At 60.6% G+C, this 21,242-nt stretch carries 19 protein-coding genes; 5 read left to right on the top strand and 14 right to left on the bottom strand.

What is annotated here, in order from left to right; genetic code table 11:
- Positions 1-8: 8 nt before the first annotated feature.
- From ACI2KB_RS16645 to ACI2KB_RS16670, 6 genes are all read right to left on the bottom strand, one after another.
- Positions 9-836 carry a glycine betaine/L-proline ABC transporter ATP-binding protein gene (locus ACI2KB_RS16645; RefSeq protein WP_404636287.1) on the bottom strand — a complete coding sequence of 276 codons (828 nt, stop codon included), beginning with the start codon at positions 834-836 and terminating at the stop codon, positions 9-11.
- Positions 836-1,687, bottom strand: coding sequence for an ABC transporter permease (locus ACI2KB_RS16650; protein WP_404636288.1), 852 nt, complete (start codon positions 1,685-1,687; stop codon positions 836-838). Before ACI2KB_RS16650 ends, ACI2KB_RS16645 begins: the two co-directional genes overlap by 1 nt.
- 167 nt (positions 1,688-1,854) lie before the next feature.
- Positions 1,855-2,820 (bottom strand): ABC transporter substrate-binding protein, encoded by a 966-nt coding sequence (locus ACI2KB_RS16655; protein WP_404636289.1) that lies wholly within the window; start codon positions 2,818-2,820, stop codon positions 1,855-1,857.
- Positions 2,817-4,280: a purine-cytosine permease family protein gene (locus tag ACI2KB_RS16660; RefSeq protein WP_404636290.1), complete on the bottom strand. Its 1,464-nt coding sequence runs from the start codon at positions 4,278-4,280 to the stop codon at positions 2,817-2,819. The genes ACI2KB_RS16655 and ACI2KB_RS16660 overlap by 4 nt, the downstream gene beginning before the upstream one ends.
- A 159-nt stretch (positions 4,281-4,439) precedes the next feature.
- Positions 4,440-6,158, bottom strand: coding sequence for a urocanate hydratase (gene hutU, locus ACI2KB_RS16665; protein ID WP_404636543.1), 1,719 nt, complete (start codon positions 6,156-6,158; stop codon positions 4,440-4,442).
- A 331-nt stretch (positions 6,159-6,489) separates the two neighbouring features.
- Positions 6,490-7,215 carry an anti-sigma factor domain-containing protein gene (locus tag ACI2KB_RS16670; RefSeq protein WP_404636291.1) on the bottom strand — a complete coding sequence of 242 codons (726 nt, stop codon included), beginning with the start codon at positions 7,213-7,215 and terminating at the stop codon, positions 6,490-6,492.
- Positions 7,216-7,514: 299 nt separating this feature from the next.
- Between ACI2KB_RS16670 and ACI2KB_RS16675 the strand changes: the two genes are divergently transcribed.
- Positions 7,515-8,294, top strand: coding sequence for an acetoin reductase (locus ACI2KB_RS16675; protein WP_404636292.1), 780 nt, complete (start codon positions 7,515-7,517; stop codon positions 8,292-8,294).
- A 142-nt stretch (positions 8,295-8,436) separates the two neighbouring features.
- Here the strand turns inward: ACI2KB_RS16675 and ACI2KB_RS16680 are convergent, their stop codons facing one another.
- The gene (locus ACI2KB_RS16680; protein WP_404636293.1) at positions 8,437-10,326 is read right to left on the bottom strand and encodes a sigma-54-dependent Fis family transcriptional regulator; all 1,890 of its coding nucleotides are present in this window, start codon (positions 10,324-10,326) and stop codon (positions 8,437-8,439) included.
- A gap of 308 nt (positions 10,327-10,634) precedes the next feature.
- On the opposite strand from ACI2KB_RS16680, the gene ACI2KB_RS16685 reads away from it, so the two are divergent.
- The 3 genes from ACI2KB_RS16685 to ACI2KB_RS16695 are packed head-to-tail and all read left to right on the top strand — an operon-like array spanning position 10,635 to position 13,782.
- Positions 10,635-11,612, top strand: a complete 978-nt coding sequence (locus tag ACI2KB_RS16685) for a thiamine pyrophosphate-dependent dehydrogenase E1 component subunit alpha (RefSeq protein ID WP_404636294.1) — start codon at positions 10,635-10,637, stop codon at positions 11,610-11,612.
- A gap of 50 nt (positions 11,613-11,662) precedes the next feature.
- Positions 11,663-12,682, top strand: a complete 1,020-nt coding sequence (locus tag ACI2KB_RS16690; RefSeq protein ID WP_404636295.1) for an alpha-ketoacid dehydrogenase subunit beta — start codon at positions 11,663-11,665, stop codon at positions 12,680-12,682.
- Complete coding sequence (locus ACI2KB_RS16695; RefSeq protein WP_404636296.1) at positions 12,679-13,782, top strand: acetoin dehydrogenase dihydrolipoyllysine-residue acetyltransferase subunit; 1,104 nt, start codon at positions 12,679-12,681, stop codon at positions 13,780-13,782. The genes ACI2KB_RS16690 and ACI2KB_RS16695 overlap by 4 nt, the downstream gene beginning before the upstream one ends.
- A 141-nt stretch (positions 13,783-13,923) precedes the next feature.
- Here the strand turns inward: ACI2KB_RS16695 and nhaA are convergent, their stop codons facing one another.
- The 3 genes from nhaA to hutC all read right to left on the bottom strand — a co-directional run bounded on the left by nhaA (position 13,924) and on the right by hutC (position 16,543).
- On the bottom strand, positions 13,924-15,102 hold the full coding sequence (nhaA, locus tag ACI2KB_RS16700) for a Na+/H+ antiporter NhaA (protein WP_404636297.1): 1,179 nt from the start codon (positions 15,100-15,102) through the stop codon (positions 13,924-13,926).
- Positions 15,103-15,236: 134 nt separating this feature from the next.
- Positions 15,237-15,836 (bottom strand): HutD family protein, encoded by a 600-nt coding sequence (locus ACI2KB_RS16705; protein WP_404636298.1) that lies wholly within the window; start codon positions 15,834-15,836, stop codon positions 15,237-15,239.
- Positions 15,833-16,543 (bottom strand): histidine utilization repressor, encoded by a 711-nt coding sequence (gene hutC, locus ACI2KB_RS16710; RefSeq protein WP_404636544.1) that lies wholly within the window; start codon positions 16,541-16,543, stop codon positions 15,833-15,835. Before hutC ends, ACI2KB_RS16705 begins: the two co-directional genes overlap by 4 nt.
- A 195-nt stretch (positions 16,544-16,738) precedes the next feature.
- Here hutC and ACI2KB_RS16715 point away from each other — a divergent pair, with 195 nt between their 5' ends.
- Positions 16,739-18,103 carry a formimidoylglutamate deiminase gene (locus ACI2KB_RS16715; protein ID WP_404636299.1) on the top strand — a complete coding sequence of 455 codons (1,365 nt, stop codon included), beginning with the start codon at positions 16,739-16,741 and terminating at the stop codon, positions 18,101-18,103.
- 125 nt (positions 18,104-18,228) lie between these two features.
- Here ACI2KB_RS16715 and ACI2KB_RS16720 read toward each other — a convergent pair whose 3' ends face one another.
- The 4 genes from ACI2KB_RS16720 to ACI2KB_RS16735 form a co-directional block, all read right to left on the bottom strand.
- Positions 18,229-18,780 carry a lipocalin family protein gene (locus ACI2KB_RS16720; protein ID WP_404636545.1) on the bottom strand — a complete coding sequence of 184 codons (552 nt, stop codon included), beginning with the start codon at positions 18,778-18,780 and terminating at the stop codon, positions 18,229-18,231.
- Positions 18,781-18,812: 32 nt separating this feature from the next.
- A complete protein-coding gene (locus ACI2KB_RS16725; RefSeq protein WP_404636300.1) occupies positions 18,813-19,067 on the bottom strand; it encodes a hypothetical protein in 255 nt (84 codons plus the stop codon).
- A 480-nt stretch (positions 19,068-19,547) separates the two neighbouring features.
- Positions 19,548-20,150, bottom strand: a complete 603-nt coding sequence (locus ACI2KB_RS16730; RefSeq protein WP_404636301.1) for a DUF924 family protein — start codon at positions 20,148-20,150, stop codon at positions 19,548-19,550.
- Positions 20,151-20,154: 4 nt separating this feature from the next.
- Positions 20,155-21,165, bottom strand: a complete 1,011-nt coding sequence (locus tag ACI2KB_RS16735) for a class 1 fructose-bisphosphatase (RefSeq protein WP_404636302.1) — start codon at positions 21,163-21,165, stop codon at positions 20,155-20,157.
- Between the last annotated feature and the right edge of the window lie 77 nt (positions 21,166-21,242).

The raw sequence follows: 21,242 nt of genomic DNA on the forward strand, positions 1-21,242 counted from the left end.
AGCCGTCCTTAAAGGGTCGCCACGCGGCGCTGGACGAAACGGTCAACGTATTCGTCGGCGGGCGAGTAGAGGATTTCTTTCGGGGTGCCGACCTGGATCAACCGGCCATCCTTGAGAATGGCGATGCGGTTGCCGATGCGTACGGCTTCATCGAGGTCATGGGTGATGAACACGATGGTCTTGTGCAGCGTGGCTTGCAGCTCCAGCAACTGGTCCTGCATTTCGGCGCGGATCAGCGGGTCGAGGGCGCTGAAGGCTTCGTCCATCAGGATGATGTCGGTGTCGGCGGCCAATGCCCGGGCCAGGCCCACGCGCTGGCGCATGCCGCCCGAGAGCTGGTGTGGGTATTTCTTCTCGTAGCCTTTCAAGCCTACGGTGTTGATCCAGTGCTGCGCGCGCTCGCTGCACTGCGCCTTGCTCTCGCCGCGAATCGCCAGGCCGTAGGCGACGTTGTCGATCACGGTCTTGTGCGGCAACAGGCCGAAGCTCTGGAACACCATGCTGATCTTGCGCCGACGGAAGTTGCGCAGGGCGTCCATGTCGTACGTCAGGATGTTCTCGCCATCCACCAGAATCTCGCCGCTGGTCGGGTCGATCAGGCGGTTGAAGTGGCGCACGAGTGTGGATTTGCCCGAGCCGGACAGGCCCATGATCACGAAGATTTCGCCGCTGCCAATCGACAGCGACAAGTCATTCACGCCTACCACGCAACCGGTCTGGGCCAGCACCTGGTCCTTGGTCTGCTTCTGGCGAACCATGTCCAGCGCTTCGGAGGCGCGATTGCCGAAGATTTTGTAGACGTTCTTGACGACGATTTTATTCGGTTCAGTGCTCATCACTTGCTCGCCTCATGCCGTGGACGGCCATAGGCCTGCGTGATGCGGTCGATCACGACCGCCAGGATGACGATGGCCAAGCCCGCTTCCAGGCCGCGCCCGACGTTGAGGGTCTGAATGCCCACCAGCACGTCTTCGCCCAGACCTCGGGCGCCGATCATCGAGGCGATCACCACCATCGACAGGGCCATCATGGTGGTCTGGTTGATCCCGGCCATGATGCTTGGCAGGGCCAGCGGCAATTGCACGCCGAACAGTTGCTGCCAGCGGTTGGCGCCGAATGCGTTGATCGCTTCCATGACCTCGCCGTCAACCTGACGAATGCCCAGATCGGTCAGACGAATCAGCGGTGGCGCGGCGTAGATGACGGTGGCGAAGATCGCCGGAACCTTGCCCAGCCCGAACAGCATCAGCACCGGAATCAGGTACACGAAGCTGGGCATGGTCTGCATGATGTCGAGCAAGGGCATCAGCACCGAACGCAGGCGATTGCTGCGCGCCGAGAGAATGCCCAGCGGCACGCCGATCAGCACCGAAATGAAGGTGGCCACCAGCATCAGCGCGAGGGTCTGCATCAGCTTGTCCCACAGGCCGACCGCGCCAACCAGGAACAGCAGACCGACCACGACCGCCGTGGTGGTGATTTTGCGCGTGGCGTGCCAGGCAATCAGACCGACGATGGCCAGCAACACCCACCAGGGCGCGACACGCAGCAGGCCTTCGAGTTTGACGATGGCCCACAGCAGCGTGTCGGAGATGTGCCGGAACACGTCGCCATAGTTGGTGACCAGTTTATCGACCCAGTCGTTGACCCAGTCGGCGATGGAGAACGTGAAGCTTTCGGGGAACATATTCTTGTCTCGATCTGTTAGGTGGTGCTTGGCCGTTGTCAGGTACAGCACCGCTCTTGTAAGTGCCGGCTTGCTGACGAATACGGTGGGTCAGATGCATTAAATGTCGAATGACTCGCCGCTTTCGCCACCAAGGCGGCTCCCACACTGTTCTTCAGCCCTCAGCCTTACAACGAAGCCTCTACCTTCTTCGCCGCATCCTCGCTGACCCACTGGTGCCAGACCTCAGGATGTTCCTTGAGGAAGATCTTCGCCAGTTTTGGCGACTCGATACGATCCTTGGTCATGCGCGCCAGGTTCTGGTTCAGCAGGTCAATCGGAATGTTGACCTTTTCCATGACAGCCACCAGCTCGGGCGCCTGTTCGTTGAAGGCTTTGGAGACGCCGACCTTGATGGTAATGGTCTTGTTCACGCCCGCTTTCTCTTCCAGACGCACCATGTCGACCTGGCCCATCAATGGCGTTGGCGACCAGTAATACGCCAGGATCGGCTCGCCGCGTTTGTAGCTCGACAGAATCGCCGCATCCAGCGCCGGGCCGGTGCCGGGGCGGAAGTTGGTGAATTTGTCTTCCAGACCATAGCTCTTCAGCATTTCGCTGTTTTCCAGCTCGCAGGTCCAACCCGCCGGGCAGTTGTAGAAACGGCCTTTGCCGGGCTCTTCGGCGTCCTTGAACAGCGCTGCGTATTTGCCCAGATCAGCAATCGATTTCAGGTCCGGGGCCTTGGCTTCCAGTTTGCGCTTGGCGTCCCCTTCGATCACGTAGCGCGGCACGTACCAGCCTTCTTCCGCGCCTTTAACCGGGGCGCCAACGCCGACCACTTTGCCCGCCGCTTCAGCCTTGTTCCAAACCTCGCTACGGCCCACCCACTCCTCAGCGAAAATCTGAATGTCGTTGGTGCTCAGGGCGTTTTCCATGGTGATGGAGTTGCCTGGCAGGCTGTCCACTTCGCAGCCATAGCCCTTGTTCAGCACCACTTGCAGAACGTTGGTCAGCAGCATCGCGCTTTCCCAGTTCAGACCGGCGAATTTCACCGGCTTGCCGGATTCGCACCAACCCGCCGCCTGACTGGCGCCGCTGGCGAGCAGACCTGCGGTCAGCAATGTCGGAAGCAGGGCTTTTTTAATTCTCATTGGGTAACGCTCCTGGTCTTGAATGGGCGAGTCTCAACGGCTGGCTGCTCGGTCGGCAGAATGAGGCGGTCGGCGATTTTGCCGGGCCATTTTTTCGCAGCCACGTAATACAGCGCAGCGGGTACGACCAGGCCGAGGATCCACGAGATGTCGGTGTCATCGAGGCTGGCGACCAGTGGGCCGGTGTAAAAGTGGGTGGAGATGAACGGCATCTGGATCAGCACGCCGATGATGTAAACGGTGATGCCGACGGCATTCCAGCGGCCATAACGGCCATTGGGGTCGGACAGCGCCGGGATGTCGTAACGCTCTTTGGTGATGCAGTAGAAATCCACCAGGTTGATCGCGCTCCACGGCGTGAAGAACGCCAGCAGGAACAGGATGAACGCCGAGAAGTCCTTGAGGAACGAGTCTTTGCCCGCCAAGGCCAGCGCAGTGGCGATGCCGACCATCGCGAAGATGTAGGCCAGGCGCAGCGCGCTGGAAATGTGTCGGTTGCCCTTGAAACCACTGACGATGGTGGCCATCGACATGAAGCTGCCGTAGGCGTTGAGCGTGGTCACCGTGACCTTGCCGAAAGCGATGCTGAAATACAGCGCTGCCGCGACGGCGCCGGTGCCGCCCAGGCTGACGATGAACTGCACTTCGTGGTGGGCGAAGCTCTTGCCCGCCAGTGCCGCGGCGAACACGCCGAACACCATCGACACCTGCGCACCGATCACCGCGCCCAGGCCCACAGCCCAGAACGTTTTGCTCGCCGAGGTGCTGCGCGGCAGGTAGCGCGAGTAGTCCGCCACGTAAGGGCCGAACGCGATCTGCCACGATGCCGACAGGGAGATCGCCAGCAGGAAGCTGCTCAGCGAGAAGTGTTTGTTGCCCAGCAGCGCGCCGATGTCGTTGCCTGCCAGCAACGCGCCGAACAGATAAACGAAGGCGATCACGCCGATGATGCTGGCGGCCCGGCCGATCATGTGGATGACCCGGTAGCCGAAAATGGTCAGGATCACGATGGCAGCGGCGAACAGCACGATGCCTTGCCAGTCCGGGACCTGAATCAGTTGCGCGACGGCTTGCCCGGCCAGCAGCGAGCCGCTGGCGGAGAAACCGATATACATCAGGCACACCAGCAGCAACGGGATCACCGCCCCGTAGACACCGAATTGCACCCGGCTGGAAATCATCTGCGGCAGGCCCAGTTTCGGCCCTTGCGCGGCGTGCAGCGCCATCACGCCACCGCCCAGCACCTGGCCGACGAACAGGCCGATCAACGACCAGAACACATCGCCGCCCAACACCACGGCCAAGGCCCCGGTGACGATAGCGGTGATTTGCAGGTTGGCACCCAGCCACAGAGTGAATTGACTGAACAGACGACCATGTCTTTCCGCGTCAGGGATGTAGTCGATCGAACGCCTTTCGATCACGGAAGCCTTTGCAGCTTGATCATCTGGAACAGCCATCTCAAACATTCCCCTAAAGCGAGTGTTGGATCACGCGGTACTCCCTGTAGGAGTGAGCTTGCTCTGGGCGGCATTCCGACGATTGCGTCTGGTCATTTGTTGCAATGGGGCCTGACACACCGCTATCGCGAGCAAGCTCACTCCTACAAGAGCGTGCTTTTACTTATTGATCATCGGCAGGTTCAGGCCCTGCTCTTTGGCGCAGTCGATGGCGATCTGGTAACCGGCATCGGCATGACGCATGACGCCGGTGGCCGGGTCGTTGTGCAGCACGCGGGCGATGCGCTCGGCGGCTTCATCGGTGCCGTCACAGACGATCACCATGCCCGAGTGCTGCGAGAAGCCCATGCCCACGCCGCCACCGTGGTGCAGCGAGACCCAGGTCGCGCCGCTGGCGGTGTTGAGCAGGGCGTTGAGCAGCGGCCAATCGGACACGGCATCGGAGCCGTCCTGCATCGATTCGGTTTCGCGGTTCGGGCTGGAAACGGAGCCAGAGTCCAGGTGGTCACGACCGATCACCACCGGCGCCGACAGCTCGCCACGACGGACCATTTCGTTGAACGCCAGACCCAGCTTGGCGCGCTGGCCCAGGCCTACCCAGCAAATACGTGCTGGCAGACCCTGGAAGCTGATGCGCTCGCGGGCCATGTCCAGCCAGTTGTGCAGGTGGGCGTCGTCCGGGATCAGTTCTTTGACCTTGGCGTCGGTCTTGTAGATGTCTTCCGGGTTGCCCGACAGCGCAACCCAGCGGAACGGGCCGATGCCTCGGCAGAACAGCGGGCGAATGTAGGCGGGTACGAAGCCCGGGAAGTCGAACGCGTTGTTCACGCCTTCTTCCTTGGCCATCTGGCGGATGTTGTTGCCGTAGTCGAAGGTCGGGATGCCTTGTTTCTGGAACGCCAGCATCGCTTCGACGTGCTCGGCCATGGACTGCTTGGCGGCCTTGACCACGGCAGCAGGCTCGGTGATTGCTCGGTCGCGGTACTGCTCCCACGTCCAGCCTTTTGGCAGGTAGCCATTGAGCGGATCGTGGGCGCTGGTCTGGTCTGTGACCATGTCCGGGCGCACACCACGGCGAACCAGTTCCGGCAGGATTTCAGCGGCGTTACCCAGCAGCGCGACAGAGATCGCTTTGCCTTCGGCGGTGTACTGGGCGATGCGAGCCAGCGCATCGTCCAGGTCAGTGGCCTGTTCGTCGACGTAACGGCTCTTCAAGCGGAAGTCGATGCGGCTCTGCTGGCATTCGATGTTCAGCGAGCAGGCACCGGCCAGTGTTGCAGCCAGTGGCTGTGCGCCGCCCATGCCGCCCAAACCAGCGGTCAGGACCCAGCGGCCTTTCAGGTTGCCGTCGTAGTGCTGGCGACCGGCTTCGACGAAGGTTTCGTAAGTGCCCTGAACGATGCCCTGGCTGCCGATGTAGATCCAGCTGCCTGCGGTCATTTGGCCGTACATGGCCAGCCCCTTGGCGTCCAGTTCGTTGAAGTGTTCCCAGTTGGCCCAGTGTGGCACCAGGTTGGAGTTGGCGATCAGCACGCGGGGGGCGTTGCTGTGGGTCTTGAACACACCGACCGGCTTGCCGGATTGCACCAGCAGGGTCTCGTCGTCGTTCAGGTTGCGCAGGCTTTCGACGATCTTGTCGTAGCACTCCCAGTTACGCGCAGCGCGACCGATACCGCCGTAGACCACCAGTTCGTTCGGGTTCTCGGCGACTTCCGGGTCCAGGTTGTTCATCAGCATGCGCAGCGGCGCTTCGGTCAGCCAGCTCTTGGCGGTCAGTTCAGTGCCACGGGCGGCGCGGATTTCCACGTCGCGGCGTTTGGTCCATTGCTGGGCTGGGGTTTTGTTGTCAGTCGTCACGTCAAAATCCTCGATGATCAATCCGGCCCAGGCACTGGGCTGACGGTGCCTGTGTCGAGCAGGCGGAATATGGGTGTGGCAGATCAGGCGCTGCTGGCGGTGAATCGCAGCGGTGCACTGACTGTAGTCATTCATACTCATATTTACTTGTACATACAAGCATATGCAACCAAGAGGCCAACTCGCCAGGCAGGAGTCGAGAAAGGCTGGAGACCCTTGCCGTGTCTGGCGTTGAGTGGTTTTGAGCGGAGGGGGAGGAAAGACGAGTGGTCGTTACGAAAGGACAGGATTTGTTACTTTTGGGTGCGAGCGCCCCGTTACGGTGCGCTCGGTAACACGCGTGATCGAATGATCACCCGGCCTTAATGGCGTGCCCAATGAACTGAATCGGCCCGCTGGGTTTGTTGGTGGGCGAGCCACCGGCCTTTTCCAGCGACAGTTCGAATAGCTGATTGGGTTGCAGAGGCGGCAAGCGATCCGTTGGCACTTTCAATGTCTGCCCCGGCGAGACCAGGCCCAGAGAAATCGGCCCTTGCCAGTCATCGGCCTGGGTCCAGAACTGCAGCACTTTGCCAATGGGCACATCGATCTCATCCACCGGAACCAATTGAATGCCGCGCATGTTGCTGGCCTGAATCACCCAGCCGGGGGTGTGGTTTTCGGGCGTCGAGAGCACGGCCAGATAAGCAGGCGCGGCCGGTGCGGGCACCTGGCCCATGAGTTGAGTGGTCAGGATCACCGACGCCGCCAACCCCATGCCTGCCAGACCTCGCCATAACCCGGCGTTATCCCACCACTGAATCCGGCGCTTTTTGCGCGCGGCGTGTTTGGGCTTCAGTCCGCCGATATTGCGTTCGATGCGATTCCACAGACGTGATGACGGTGTTTGGGGTTCGGCCATCTCCGTGAGGGTCAGCAATCGCGAGCGCCAGCCCTCGATGGCTTTGCGCAGCGCCGGGTCATGGGCCAGGCGCTCCTGCACCTCGGCTCGTTGGTCAGCCGTCAATGTGCCCAGTACGTACTCGCCGGCCAGGGTCTGGACGTCGAGATCAGGAATCTTGTCTTGTTTTTCACTCATCCAAAACACTCCCGCAGCGCAGTAGGGCCGCGCTTGATACAGGCGTTCACCGTGCCCGACGGCGCACCAGAGGTGTGTGCGATTGAGCATTGAGAATAACCGCCGATGCAGGCTTGAAACACACTGTTACGACGCACGGGAGACGCTTTTTTTTTATCGATCCGACCGGTCTCGTCAAAAAATGATCAATCGAGGTCGAGACGCTCCGTCTCAGCCCTCACGCGAATAGACCCGGTGCTCGACTTCTCTGGCGTTGCACGCGATACCCAAGACTCAATTCCTTTCTTGAGGACACTGCCATGAGTCTTGCTGGAAAAGTTGCGCTGGTCACCGGCGCGGGTCAGGGAATCGGCCGGGCGATTGCCCTGCGCCTGGCCCGTGACGGTGCGGATATCGCGCTGGTGGACATTAACTCGCAAAAGATCGAACAGGTCGCCGCCGAGGTGGTGGCGCTGGGGCGCAAGGCGACGACGTTCGTGGCCGACGTGTCGAAGCTGGACCAGGTGACGGCCTCGGTCGAACATGCCGAATCGCATCTGGGCGGTTTCGACATCATGGTCAACAACGCCGGGATCGCGCAGATTGCAGCGCTTTTGGAAGTGAAGCCCGAAGAGGTCGACCGGGTGCTGAACATCAACGTGCAGGGCGTGATCTGGGGCATTCAGGCGGCGGGCAAAAAGCTCAAGGCGTTGAACAAACGCGGCAAGATCATCAATGCCTGTTCGATTGCCGGGCATGAAGGGTTCGCGTTGCTGGGCGTCTACAGCGCGACCAAGTTCGCGGTGCGAGCGCTGACCCAAAGTGCTGCCAAGGAACTGGCCAGTTTTGGTATCACCGTCAATTCGTATTGCCCCGGCGTGGTCGGCACCGACATGTGGGTTGAGATCGACAAACGCATGGCCGAGATCACCGGCGCACCAGTGGGCGCGACTTATAAGCAGTACGTGGATGGCATTGCGTTGGGCCGGGCGGAAACGCCGGATGACGTGGCCGGGTTTGTGTCGTACCTGGCAGGGCCGGATGCCGATTACATGACCGGGCAATCGCCGATGATTGATGGTGGGCTGGTGTATCGCTGATCTTTCTGACGACACCGGAATTCTGTAGGCCTTCGCTTGCTCGCGATAGCAATGTGTCAGCCATAAAAATGAACCTGACACACCCCATCGCGAGCAAGCTCACTCCTACAGGTTTTGTATTGCAAGTCAGCTCAAGGAGCGGTCAGGCATTACGCCGTTTACCCGGCATTTCGATCCCATGCTCATTCACCCGCCGATACAACGTCGCCCGTGAAATCCCCAACGAGCGCGCCGCATCCCCCGGCTTCCAGCGATGGCGAATCAGCGCATCAAGCAACAACTGCCGTTGCGGGCTGGTGGCCGGTTCTTCCGATGTCGTTTGAGGCTGGTCCCCTCGAATCTCCAGCGGCAGATCACCCACCTGAATCGTCGCCCCTTCACACACCGCGCAGGCATAACCCAGTACATGCCGCAGTTGCCGCACGTTACCCGGCCAGGCGAAACCGAGCATCAATTCCAACGCCTGCGCACTGATGCCAATCGCGCCGCCGCTGTTGTGGGCGTGTTCGTCGAGCAGATGGTTGAGCAGTGCGAGCTTGTCCGTGCGATCCCGCAGCGGCGGCAGTTGAAACCGGGCACAGCCCAGACGGAAATACAGGTCCTCACGAAACGTCCCTTCCGCGACCATCGCCGCCAGATCCCGGTGCGTGGCACAGACCACCTGAATGTCGACTTTCTGCCGCACCGAAGCCCCCAGCGGCGCGACTTCACCTTCGGCCATCACCCGTAGCAATCGGGTTTGCAGGCCCAACGGCATGTCGCCGATTTCGTCGAGAAACAGCGTGCCACCGTCTGCCTGCAACAGCAGGCCTTTCATGCCTTTGCTTGAGGCCCCGGTGAACGCGCCTGCCGTGTAGCCGAACAACTCGCTCTCGATCAGGCTCTCAGGAATCGCCGCACAATTGAGGGCAACGAACGGCCCCGCATGACGAGCGCTGTGTTCGTGCAACTGCCGTGCAAAGACTTCTTTGCCCGCGCCGGTTTCGCCCTGAATCAGCACCGGCAGATTGCGGTCTTTAACCCGCACTGCCAGCCGCAGGTTTTCTTCGATACGCGGATCAATCTTCGCGCTGTCGTCGACCTGTTTTGCGACCTGCAAGCGACGGGACCGCTGACGAGGTGCACTGAGTCGAGCCTGCAACGCACTCGACTCCCCCCGCCATTGCAGTTGCCGGGCCGAGTCTTCGCTCAACGCATGAAGCGCGTCGAGGTCGAACACTTCGCCGATATGTTCAGGCAAATGCCCCAGGCGCAAACGCAATGCCTGCCGCGCCTTGCTGTTCAGCGCCTGAAGCCGCCCGTCGTTGTCCCAGGCCAGCAGCAGGTCGGGTTGGCTGTCGACGTAACCCGGCGTGCTGTGCGCCCGCAAAATCCAGTGACCTTGAGCGCTGTGCATGAAAAACGCGTTCTCGATGGTCTTCGCGCTCTGCAACACCATTTGCTGCACCAATGCCTGACTGCGCCGGTCATCCGGGGATTGCAGCGCCGAAGCGTCCATTACCCCAAGCAACTGGCCTTGCGGATCGAAGATTGGCGCGGCCGAGCAGGTCAGACCGATGAACGCGGCGCGAAAGTGATCGCGTTTGTGCACGGTCACTGCACTGTGGCTGGTGAGCACCGTCGCCACACCGCAGGTGCCTTCTTCGGATTCCGACCAGCAGGTGCCCAGATACAACCCCGCCTTGCGGCAATCGCTACGAATGTTGGTGTCGACCCGATAATCGATGGTCTGGCCGAGGGCGTCGGTGAGCATCACGCAGTAATCGGCGTGGCGTACGCGGGAGTGGATTTGTGTCACCTCCTCGCTGGCCACGCGCATGAACAGTTCCGCGCGTTCGCGGCATTCCTTGAGCAAGGTGTGGGAAAGAATACGCGGCCCCTGCAAGGAGCCGGGGTCCAGATGATGCTGGGCCATGGAGCGGCACCAGGAATCGAAAATCAGCGGCGGGACAGGCGCCTGGGTTTGACGATCGGCATTGCGCACCACGCGGCTGACACAGTCGACGTGGGCTCGGGAGTTCACGGCCAGCATTGATGCCTCCGGTTCTCGAACTTTTGTTGTTATGCCGACCATTAAGCGCCCATCGAACGCCCCCGACAAGCGCGGCCCGACAAAGGCCCTGAGTGAGACGGAGCGTCTCAAACCCGATGATCCGCACCTCGCAGCCTGAAACGCAGCGTCTCAATCGAGACGGTTTATGCCGTGGGGTTTTATCGCATTGGCCGCTCTAGGACAGTGCTTTGCGTCAATTGGAAGAGGTTTGGCACCTCGCTTGCTCTACCCGTATCAGCGGGGCACACCCGCCTTTCGTGTGTCGAGACAACCTGGAGAACAACAAGATGTCCACCCACCTGGCTACTGATCAATTGCTTCATGCCTACAAGGTCATGCGCACCATCCGTGATTTCGAAGAACGCCTGCACGTGGAATTTGCCACGGGCGAGATCCCCGGTTTCGTTCACTTGTATGCCGGGGAAGAGGCCAGTGCCGCGGGCGTCATGGCGCACCTGACGGACGATGACTGCATCGCTTCCAACCACCGCGGCCACGGCCATTGCATCGCCAAGGGCGTTGACGTGTACGGGATGATGGCCGAGATCTACGGCAAGAAAACCGGCGTCTGTGGCGGTAAGGGCGGCTCGATGCACATCGCCGATCTGGAAAAAGGCATGCTCGGCGCCAACGGCATCGTCGGCGCGGGGGCGCCACTGGCCGCAGGGGCTGCGTTGGCCTCCAAGCTCAAAGGAAGCCAAGGCGTGTCGGTCGCGTTTTTTGGTGACGGCGGCTCCAACGAAGGCGCGGTATTCGAGGCCATGAACCTGGCGTCGATCATGAACCTGCCGTGCATCTTCGTGGCCGAGAACAACGGCTACGCCGAGGCCACGGCCTCCAGTTGGTCGGTGGCGTGCAAAGACATCGCCGAGCGTGCCCCCGGTTTTGGCATGCCGGGTGTGATCGTCGACGGTCATGATTTCTTCGCGGTGTACGACGCCGCAGGCGCGGCCATCGAGCGTGCACTCTCGGGTTCAGGCCCGACGCTGATCGAGGTCAAACTCAGCCGCTATTACGGCCACTTCGAAGGCGATGCCCAGACCTATCGCGGCAACAACGAAGTGAAAAATGTGCGCGACAGCAATGACTGTCTGGTCCGTTTCCGTGAGCGCTGCGCCTCTGAAGGGCTGCTGGATTCCGCCCAATTCAACCTGATCGACAGCGAAGTCGAGCAATTGATTGACGACGCCGTGCGTCTGGCCAAGTCCGACCCCAAACCTCAAGAAGCCGACCTGCTCAGCGACGTTTACGTGGCCTATCGCTAAGCGTTCCGTCATTCCCACCACAAAAAGAACAACGACCGTGGAGACTCATCATGGCTAGAAAAATCAGTTATCAGCAGGCGATCAACGAAGCGCTGGCGCAGGAAATGCGCCGCGACAAGAGCGTGTTCATCATCGGCCAGGACGTGTCCGGCGGCACCGGCGCACCCGGCCAGCAAGACGCGTGGGGCGGTGTGCTCGGCGTCACCAAAGGGCTTTATCCCGAATTCCCCGACCGTGTGCTCGATGCGCCGTTGTCTGAAATTGGCTACGTCGGTGCTGCCGTGGGTGCTGCGACGCAAGGCATGCGCCCGGTGTGCGAGTTGATGTTCAACGACTTCCTCGGCTGCTGTCTGGACCAACTGCTCAACCAGGCCGCGAAATTCCGCTACATGTTCGGCGGCAAGGCCGTCACGCCGCTGGTGATCCGCGCCATGTACGGCGCAGGACTTCGCGCGGCAGCCCAGCATTCGCAAATGCTCACCTCGATGTGGACCCACATCCCGGGGCTGAAAGTGGCCTGTCCTTCGACGCCTTATGACGCCAAAGGCATGCTGTTGCAGGCGATTCGCGACAACGACCCAGTGATATTCCTCGAACATAAAATGCTCTACAGCCTGCAAGGCGAAGTGCCGGAAGAGCTGTATTGCGTGCCATTCGGCGAGGCGAATTTCGTTCGCGAGGGCGACGATGTGACCCTCGTGACCTACGGGCGCATGGTGCATATCGCGATGGACGCCGCCGCCAGCCTGGCCAGGAAAGGCATCGACTGCGAAGTGCTGGACCTGCGCACCACAAGCCCCTTGGACGAAGACAGCATTCTGGAAAGCGTCGAGAAAACCGGGCGCCTTGTGGTGATCGACGAGTCCAACCCGCGTTGCTCGGTGGCTACCGACATCAGCGCGCTGGTCGCACAAAAAGCCTTCAGTTCGTTGCGTGCGCCGATTGAAATGGTCACCGCGCCGCACACGCCGGTGCCGTTCTCTGACGCGCTGGAAGACCTTTACATCCCCAACGCCGCGAAGATCGAGGCGGCGGTGATGAAGATTGCCGACAAGAGGAAGGTCGCATGAGCCAGATTCACACCCTGACGATGCCCAAATGGGGCCTGTCGATGACCGAAGGGCGCGTCGACACCTGGCTCAAACAAGAGGGCGACCGCGTCGAAAAGGGCGAGGAAGTGCTGGACGTCGAGACTGACAAGATTTCCAGCAGCGTCGAAGCGCCGTTTTCTGGTGTGTTGCGGCGCGTTCTGGCCAACCCCGACGAAACCTTGCCAGTGGGCGCGCTGCTGGCCATCGTGGTCGAGGGCGAGGCCAGCGATCAGGACATCGAAGCGGTGATCGAGCAGTTCCAGGCCGATTTCGTGCCCGGCGGCGACGAGGCCGAGGATTCAGGGCCGAGCGCACAAAAAGTCGAGATCGGCGGGCGCTTGTTGCGTTACCTCGACATGGGCGAGGGCGGTGCGCCGCTGGTGCTGATTCATGGTTTCGGCGGTGACCTGAACAACTGGCTGTTCAACCATCCCGTTCTGGCTGCGAATCGGCGGGTGATCGCGCTGGATTTGCCGGGCCATGGAGAGTCCGGCAAAACCCTGAAAACAGGCGACCTGGATGAACTGAGCCACAGCGTGTTGGGCTTGCTCGATCATCTGGACATCGGCAAGGCGCATCTGGCGGGGCATTCGATGGGCGGCGCGGTGTCGCTGAACATCGCGCGTCTGGCGCCGGGACGCGTGGCCTCATTGGTGCTCATCGCCAGCGCGGGGCTGGGCAAGGAGATCAACGGCGAGTACCTGCAAGGCTTCGTCGATGCCAACAACCGCAACGCGCTCAAGCCTCAACTGGTGCAGTTGTTCAGTGATCCGGGGCTGGTGAACCGGCAGATGCTGGAAGACATGCTCAAGTTCAAGCGGCTGGAGGGTGTCGATGGGGCGCTGCGGCAATTGGTCGGCACGGTCTTCGCGGGCGGCGCGCAGACGACGGATTTGCGTGGGGTTGTCGTGCAGCAGCCGACGTTGGTGATCTGGGGTGCTGACGACGCGATCATCCCGGCGAGCCATGCGCAGGGGCTGGAGGCGCAAGTCGAAGTGCTGCCGGGGCAAGGGCACATGGTGCAGATGGAGGCGGCAGAGCGGGTGAATCAGTTGATCGAGGCGTTCCTGAAAACCTGATGCGTATTACAAATATGGTCGGCTTGCTGCCGATTTAAATTTTTAATACGCCACATCCCTGTAGCAGTCCGGCTTGCCGGCGGAGGCGTCATCAAAATTGCTACCGCCGGCAAGCCGTGCTGCTACAAAAGACCGCGCGTGTCAGTAAGCGGCGAGTTTGCTGCGCAGGAGGAAAATCCCGGCCAGCGCCGACAAAACCGACCCCATCAACACCCCAACCTTCACCTCATCAATCAAATGCGCCGCGCCCGGAAACGCCAGGTTGCCGATGAACAGGCTCATCGTGAAACCAATCCCGCACAGCAGCGCAACGCCGTACATCTGCGTCCAGTTGCTGCCTTCGGGCAAGTTCGCCAAGCCCGCGCGAATGGCCAATACCGCTGCGATGAACACGCCAATCTGTTTGCCCAGAAACAACCCAAGCGCCACACCCAGAGGCACCGGGTCTACCAGATTGCCCAGGGAAATCCCCGAGAGCGACACCCCCGCATTGGCAAACCCGAACACCGGCACAACGCCAAACGCGACCCAGTAATGCAGTTTTTCTTCGAGGAACAGCAGCGGCGAGCGGGCTTCTTCTTGTCGCGTGCCAAGCGGAACACACAGCGCCAGTGCTACACCGGCCAACGTCGCGTGGACGCCGGATTGCAGCACAAAGAACCACAGCAGCAGGCCCAGCAGCAGATACGGCAACAGCCGCTGCACACCCATGCGGTTCATGATCATCAGCACCGCCAGCGTCGCGAAGGAGGCACCAAGCATCGGCAGGTTCAGGCCCGAGCTGTAGAACAACGCAATGATGGTCACGGCGCCCAAGTCATCGAGAATCGCCAAGGCCGCGAGGAAGACTTTCAGTGATGTCGGTACGCGCTTGCCCAGCAATGACAGCACGCCAAGTGCGAAGGCGATGTCGGTGGCCGCCGGAATCGCCCAACCGCTGAGGGTTTCGGCGTTGCCGGTGTTGATGCCAACGTAAATCAGCGCCGGAACCAGCATTCCGCCTGCCGCCGCGAAACCGGGCAGGGCGCGTTGGCCCCAACTGGCGAGGCCACCCGCAAGCACCTCGCGTTTGATTTCCAGCCCGACCATCAAAAAGAAAATCGCCATCAGGCCGTCGTTGACCCATAACTCAACCGATAACCCACCCCAGACGCTGTGCAATGCGGCGAAGTAGAAGGAGGCCATGGGCGAGTTGGCGACGATGATCGCCGCCAGCGCCGCGCCCATCAGTACGATGCCGCCAGCGGATTCCGAAGCGAGAAAACTGGCTAGAATCGCGAGGGCGCGTGGGGATTGTTTGTTTGGGTTGAACGGGGTCATGCGCGTCCTTGTATTAGATGAAGAGCGCTGAATTTGTGGGAGCCGGCTTGCTGGCGAGAGCGTTGGGTTTGATCCGAATGGGTCACTGACAGACCGCTTTCGCCAGCAAGCCGGCTCCCACAGGCGCGTAGCGTTCAGCCTTGAATTGCGGTCAGTTCAATCACGCAAATCCGACTCGCCCGCGGCGCATACAGAACGACCTCCAGCAACGCGCCTTCAGCGTTATCCAGTTGCAGGCAGTCGTGCTTTTCCAGCAACTGCGGCGGATGCGCACCGACGTTGGCGGCCATCTGCTCGGCAGCGCTGAACACCATAAACACATTCGCGGAACTGAAAAAGCGCTGAGGCTGCAACACATCAATCCACTGTAAGCGCGCGCGGAAGCGCTTCGGCGAGTAGATCAGGTTGAAGTCGCGGATCGGCCCGTCCAGCAAGGTGCACGACACGGTGCTGTCGCCGCTGAAGGCAAACGGGTCGGACGGCAACAATGGCTCGCTGTCCTGCCCGTCGATGTTCAGCGTCATGCCCGCGCCCTGCAGCACGGTGATGATGCGCAGGTAACCGGCGAACACCGAAAAACCACCGGACTCACCAATGTCGGCAATCGACAGCCGCCAGCCAAAACCGTCCAGCCCTTCGCCTGTGTCGCGAGTGATTTCCTCGGTGCTGCCGCCGCCGTTTTTCCACGGCATGCGCGGGTAATTGGCAGCGCGCAGAACAGTCAGTTGGGTCATTTGCTGAATCGTCCTTCCAGGCTATGGCGTGAACCGGGATGAATCAGGCGGGCGGCGGTCACCGGGGTACGGCCCGACCAAGTGCGACGGCGGATCATCAAACACGGCTCGCCTTTCTCGATTTGCAGCAACTTGCATTCGTCCGGTGTGGCGAGAATCGCTTCGACCACGTGCTCGCCTTCGGTGAGCGGCGCCACTTGGTTGAGGTAGGCGTAAGGCGTCTGTTTGGTGAAATCCTGTTGCAGATAGTCGGGGGCGACCGCTGCGTTGACGAAACGGTCTTCGATTTGCACGGGAATGCCGTTCTCGAAATGCACAATCAGCGAATGGAACACCCGCTGGCCTTCGCGCATCTCCAATGCCAGCGCGCGTTCGGAGCCTGCGGCCTCTTCGCAAAGGGTGATCACCTGACAGGTGTGGGTGTGACCGCGAGAGGCGATTTCATCCGCGATGTTATGCACTTCGAACAGCGCGGACTGGGTCTTGGGTTCAGCGACGAACGTGCCGACGCCTTGCATGCGCACGAGCAGGCCTTCGGCGGTCATCTCACGCAGGGCGCGGTTGATGGTCATGCGGCTGAAGCCCAGTTGAGTCACCAGCTCGCTTTCGGACGGCACGCGGTGATGCGGCGGCCAGGTTCCGTTCTGAATCTGCTGGGTGATCATCTGCTTCACCCGGGCGTAGAGCGGCGCCGGACTGTCACCCATCTGGGCGGCCAGCGGAGAATTGGCAGGCGGAGTCGGCACAGAAAAATCCTTGTGATGACGAAAACAGTGGGTGAAGAAGCTGTAAACAGCGCCCACGCTAACCATTTACGTGAGTGCCGACAAGCTTGCCGCAGTTTACCGGGCAGGCAAACGTCTGTATATGTATAGACAATTTAACGCGAGGGGTGCGAAGCAATGTCCGTTTTCTTTGCCGAACGGGCGTTATTGCCTGCGGGCTGGGCCAATAACGTGCGTTTTGAAGTTGGCGTTGATGGTTTTTTGACCAAAGTCCAGGCCAACGCCGAGCGTCAGGGCGCTGAACTGATCAACGGTCCGGTGGTGCCGGGCATGCCGAATCTGCACTCCCACGCATTTCAAAGAGCGATGGCTGGGTTGGCCGAAGTGGCGGGCAACCCCAATGACAGCTTCTGGACCTGGCGCGACTTGATGTATCGCCTGGTCGGCCAGATCAGCCCTGAGCAACTGGGCGTCATCGCGCGTCAGCTCTATATCGAAATGCTCAAAGGCGGTTTCACCTCGGTCGCTGAATTTCATTACGTGCATCAGGATACGGCGGGCAAATCCTACGCCAACCCTGCGGAACTGGCGTTGCAGGTCAGCCAGGCGGCCAGTTCCGTCGGGATCGGCATGACCTTGCTGCCCGTGCTCTACACCCATTCCGGCTTTGGTGGCTTGGCGCCGAACGACGGTCAGCGTCGGTTCATCAACAGCACCGATAGCTATCTGGACCTGCAAGCGCGCCTCAAGCCTGTCATCCGTGCTCAACCGGCTCAGGCGCTGGGCCTGTGTTTCCACTCGCTGCGCGCTGTGACGCCGCAGCAGATCAGCGATGTTCTGGCGGCCAGCGACACGCAATGTCCCTTGCACATTCACATCGCCGAGCAGCAGAAGGAGGTCGACGACTGCCTGGCCTGGAGTGGCCGTCGCCCGTTGCAATGGCTGTATGAAAACGTTGAGGTCGATGAGCGCTGGTGCCTCGTACACGCGACCCACGCAGAGGCGGATGAAGTGGCAACGATGGCGAAAAGTCGGGCTGTGGCCGGTTTGTGCCTGACCACTGAAGCGAACCTCGGTGACGGCATTTTTCCCGCAGTGGATTACATCGCTCAAGGCGGGCGTTGGGGCATTGGTTCGGACAGCCATGTGTCGCTGAGCGTCGTCGAGGAACTGCGCTGGTTGGAATACGGCCAGCGTTTGCGTGATCAACGGCGCAGCCGGTTGTACCGCGCTGATCAGCCAATGGTGGGTCGCACGCTGTACGACGCCGCGCTGATCGGCGGGGTGCAGGCGATGGGGCAACCGGTCGGAGCGCTGGAAGTGGGCAAGCGTGCGGATTGGCTGGTGCTGGATGGCAACGATCCGTATCTGGCCACCGCTTCGGGCGACGCGATCCTAAACCGCTGGTTGTTCGCCGGGGGGGATCGTCAGGTGCGAGAGGTGATGGTCAACGGTCGCTGGGTGATTCGTGACGGGCGGCATGCCGATGAAGAGGAAAGCCGCCAGGCGTTTGCGCAGGTGTTGCGGGCGTTGTTGGGGTAATCCGAGATTAAAATGCGATCCCTTGTGGGAGCCGGCTTGCTGGCGAATGCGGAGTGTCAGACAACCTTGAAGTGTCTGATCTTGCGCGTTCGCCAGCAAGCCGGCTCCTACAGGGGGCATGTGCGTCAGTCACTCACCTTCGCAATTTTGGAGTCCTCAACCCGCCAGATCAGCTTGGTTGTGTCATACCCCTGCTGCTGCGCCTTCATCAGCATCTCGTTGCGCACTGATTCGGACACATGGGCGGTGCGCGACAGCAGCCACAGGTACTTGTGATTCGGGTTGCCGACCAGCGCCTGTTTGTAATCGTCGCTGACGTACAGCACCCAGTAATTGCCCTTGGCGGCACCCGGTACCAGCCGCGAGAACCAGTTGTCGAACACCACCCACAGCTTGTCGGTCTTGCCTTCAACCTGTGGCGACGCCGTGCCGGTCGCTTCTTCCCACTTGCCTTCCAGCGTACGGCAGCGATTGGTCACCGCGATATTGCCGTCGTCCTTGAGCTTGTAATGAGCCTCGGATTGCGCGCAGTTGCGCTGGAAGAACATCGGCAGGCGCGCCAGTTCATACCAGGTGCCTTGATAACGCTTCAAATCCACGCGGTCGACAGTGCGTGGGGCCATGGACTCGCCCGGAGGTGTGCTCGCGCAGGCGCTCAACCAGAGCGTTGCCAGCATTGCAGCGGCCAGACGCATCATTCGGGGGATGTTCATTTCAGGCCCTGACCCGAGTACAGCACGACCTTGTCAGCCGCGTATTGAACGCTGATGAATGTCTTCTGATCACCCCACGTGCAACTCGTCATCCCCAGCGCGCCCGAGCACTCGGTCGGGCTGCCCAGCAACTTTTCGATCTCGGCCTTGGGCATGCCCGCCGAGATTTTCGAGTAGTTTTCCTGATTGATCTTGCTGCACGCGGCCAGCAGCACGCAGAACGACAACAACGCAAGAGAGCGCAAAGACATGGATGAAGCTCCTGAATCGAGAGGGGGCAGCGTCATCACTGACGTCATGCCGAAAGCTTAGAAGAGAAAAGGTGGGTCTGGTTCCGTGGTGTTCTAATTAACGTCGCTTTCAGTTCTTGAAGTGAATAGCGAGTTGGGCTGGAATGCGATCCGCTTTGGATTCTGCTCGGAGGGCGTAGGAGCGCAGCTTGCTCGCGATCTGCCGGGAACCGGTAGTAAAATCAGGCCCCTCAGTTTTATCAGGCAGACTGACTATGGATGCTGCCGCTTTGGTCGGAGCCGACCCCGGGCAGAATCAGACTAGATTTCCAGTCAAAAGAAATGATGCTTATAAATCAGTTAAAGGAGGGCGCATGTCTTCGCCTCAAAAACCAAATACAGAGGCGCTGATGAAAATACTCGCGTTGGGGCACGTCGAGATAGCGGCCGGGAAGTTTCAAAGCGTTGAGGAGGTTTTTGACGAAATAGAGCGAGAAGGGTTCAAAACCGCGACCCAGGCCCCTTCAGAAACTCTACTTCTTCAGCCGTAGATTCCCGCCCCAACACCTCATTGCGATGCACAAACCGACCAAATCGCTCGATCACCACGCGATGTTTTTTCGCGTAGTCCAGCGTCTGTTTGAAGTAATCGAGTTCAGTCGGCGGCAGCAGGGGAAGCAGGGCAGCGAAGCGTTCGACCGCTTCGTCCTGTGCGCCAAGGTTTTCAGTGTGTTCCAGCACCAGATAAATGAAGGTGCGTTGCAGCGGCGTCAGCGCCAGATCGCGTTCCAGTTTCAGGCCATGTTTGACCAGTGCCTGGGCGCGCTCGTCGCCAGCGTAGGATTTGGGGGTGTCGCGGAAGATCATGCGCGGCAGTTGGTCGAGCAGGAGCACCAGTGCCAGCCAGCCCTTGGGCGTTGCGCTCCATTCGGTCAGGCCGCCTTGCAGCGCGAGATCAACCAGGCCGCCGAAGCGATGCAGCGCATCGGCGTCCTGTGATTTCTTTTTGCCGAACCAGAGAGCGTTTTTCTCCCTGACTGCCTCGGTCGGTGATTCGGCAGAACCGAACCACCAGTCAAGCAGCGGCAGCCAAGGCTCCCGCACAGGTTCAGGCCTTGTGGTACGACGTGGCGCGTTCCACTTCTTCCTTCGAGCCAAGGAACACCGCAACGCGCTGGTGCAGGCCTTCAGGCTGGATGTCGAGGATGCGCTCGTGGCCGTTGGTGGACGCGCCGCCTGCCTGTTCGACCAGGAAGGACATCGGGTTGGCTTCGTACATCAAGCGCAGTTTGCCCGGCTTGGAAGGCTCGCGGGCGTCACGTGGGTACATGAACAGACCGCCACGGGTCAGGATGCGGTGCACGTCAGCGACCATCGCGGCCACCCAGCGCATGTTGTAGTTCTTCTTCAGCGGACCTTCTTCACCGGCCAGCAGTTCATCGACGTAACGCTTGACCGGGGCTTCCCAGTGGCGTTCGTTGGACATGTTGATGGCGAATTCCTGGGTCGATTCAGGAATCTTGATGTCTTCGTGGCTCAGCACGAAGCTGCCCATTTCGCGGTCCAGGGTGAAGCCCTTGACGCCGTCGCCCAGGGTCAGCACCAGCATGGTCTGCGGGCCGTAGATCGCATAACCGGCGGCGACCTGTTTGCTGCCCGGCTGAAGGAAGGCTTTTTCGTTCAGCGCCTCGTTCTGGCTCAGGTATTCGTTCGGGCAACGCAGTACCGAGAAGATGGTGCCGACCGGGGCGTTGATGTCGATGTTGGACGAGCCGTCGAGTGGGTCGAAGACCAGCAGGTAGGCGCCTTTCGGGTATTTGCCGGGGATCTGATAGGCGTTGTCCATTTCTTCGGACGCCATGCCTGCCAGGTGACCGCCCCATTCGTTGGCTTCCAGCAGGATTTCGTTGGACATCACGTCCAGTTTCTTCTGCACTTCGCCTTGTACGTTCTCGGTGCCCATGCTGCCCAGGACGCCGCCCAGGGCGCCTTTGGAAACCGCGTGGCTGATTTCCTTGCACGCACGCGCCACCACTTCGATAAGGAAGCGCAGATCGGCAGGAGTGTTGTTGCTGCGGGTCTGCTCAATCAGATAGCGACTCAGGGTAGTGCGGGACATGGAGAGCTCCGAAGAAGGGGGGGGATAAAAACGCGCACAGTTTAGCGTGTGTGGCGACCGAATACTGCCTGTCAGAC

Origin of the sequence: Pseudomonas sp. NPDC088444 (assembly GCF_044900175.1) — a bacterium.
Classification (GTDB): Bacteria; Pseudomonadota; Gammaproteobacteria; order Pseudomonadales; family Pseudomonadaceae; genus Aquipseudomonas.

Coding starts and splice junctions, on each gene's coding strand:
- ACI2KB_RS16645 (WP_404636287.1), bottom strand. CDS start 836: ATGAGCACTGAACCGAATAAAATCGTCGTCAAGAACGTCTACAAAATC.
- ACI2KB_RS16650 (WP_404636288.1), bottom strand. CDS start 1,687: ATGTTCCCCGAAAGCTTCACGTTCTCCATCGCCGACTGGGTCAACGAC.
- ACI2KB_RS16655 (WP_404636289.1), bottom strand. CDS start 2,820: ATGAGAATTAAAAAAGCCCTGCTTCCGACATTGCTGACCGCAGGTCTG.
- ACI2KB_RS16660 (WP_404636290.1), bottom strand. CDS start 4,280: ATGGCTGTTCCAGATGATCAAGCTGCAAAGGCTTCCGTGATCGAAAGG.
- ACI2KB_RS16670 (WP_404636291.1), bottom strand. CDS start 7,215: ATGAGTGAAAAACAAGACAAGATTCCTGATCTCGACGTCCAGACCCTG.
- ACI2KB_RS16675 (WP_404636292.1), top strand. CDS start 7,515: ATGAGTCTTGCTGGAAAAGTTGCGCTGGTCACCGGCGCGGGTCAGGGA.
- ACI2KB_RS16680 (WP_404636293.1), bottom strand. CDS start 10,326: ATGCTGGCCGTGAACTCCCGAGCCCACGTCGACTGTGTCAGCCGCGTG.
- ACI2KB_RS16685 (WP_404636294.1), top strand. CDS start 10,635: ATGTCCACCCACCTGGCTACTGATCAATTGCTTCATGCCTACAAGGTC.
- ACI2KB_RS16690 (WP_404636295.1), top strand. CDS start 11,663: ATGGCTAGAAAAATCAGTTATCAGCAGGCGATCAACGAAGCGCTGGCG.
- ACI2KB_RS16695 (WP_404636296.1), top strand. CDS start 12,679: ATGAGCCAGATTCACACCCTGACGATGCCCAAATGGGGCCTGTCGATG.
- nhaA (WP_404636297.1), bottom strand. CDS start 15,102: ATGACCCCGTTCAACCCAAACAAACAATCCCCACGCGCCCTCGCGATT.
- ACI2KB_RS16705 (WP_404636298.1), bottom strand. CDS start 15,836: ATGACCCAACTGACTGTTCTGCGCGCTGCCAATTACCCGCGCATGCCG.
- hutC (WP_404636544.1), bottom strand. CDS start 16,543: ATGGGTGACAGTCCGGCGCCGCTCTACGCCCGGGTGAAGCAGATGATC.
- ACI2KB_RS16715 (WP_404636299.1), top strand. CDS start 16,739: ATGTCCGTTTTCTTTGCCGAACGGGCGTTATTGCCTGCGGGCTGGGCC.
- ACI2KB_RS16720 (WP_404636545.1), bottom strand. CDS start 18,780: ATGCTGGCAACGCTCTGGTTGAGCGCCTGCGCGAGCACACCTCCGGGC.
- ACI2KB_RS16725 (WP_404636300.1), bottom strand. CDS start 19,067: ATGTCTTTGCGCTCTCTTGCGTTGTTGTCGTTCTGCGTGCTGCTGGCC.
- ACI2KB_RS16735 (WP_404636302.1), bottom strand. CDS start 21,165: ATGTCCCGCACTACCCTGAGTCGCTATCTGATTGAGCAGACCCGCAGC.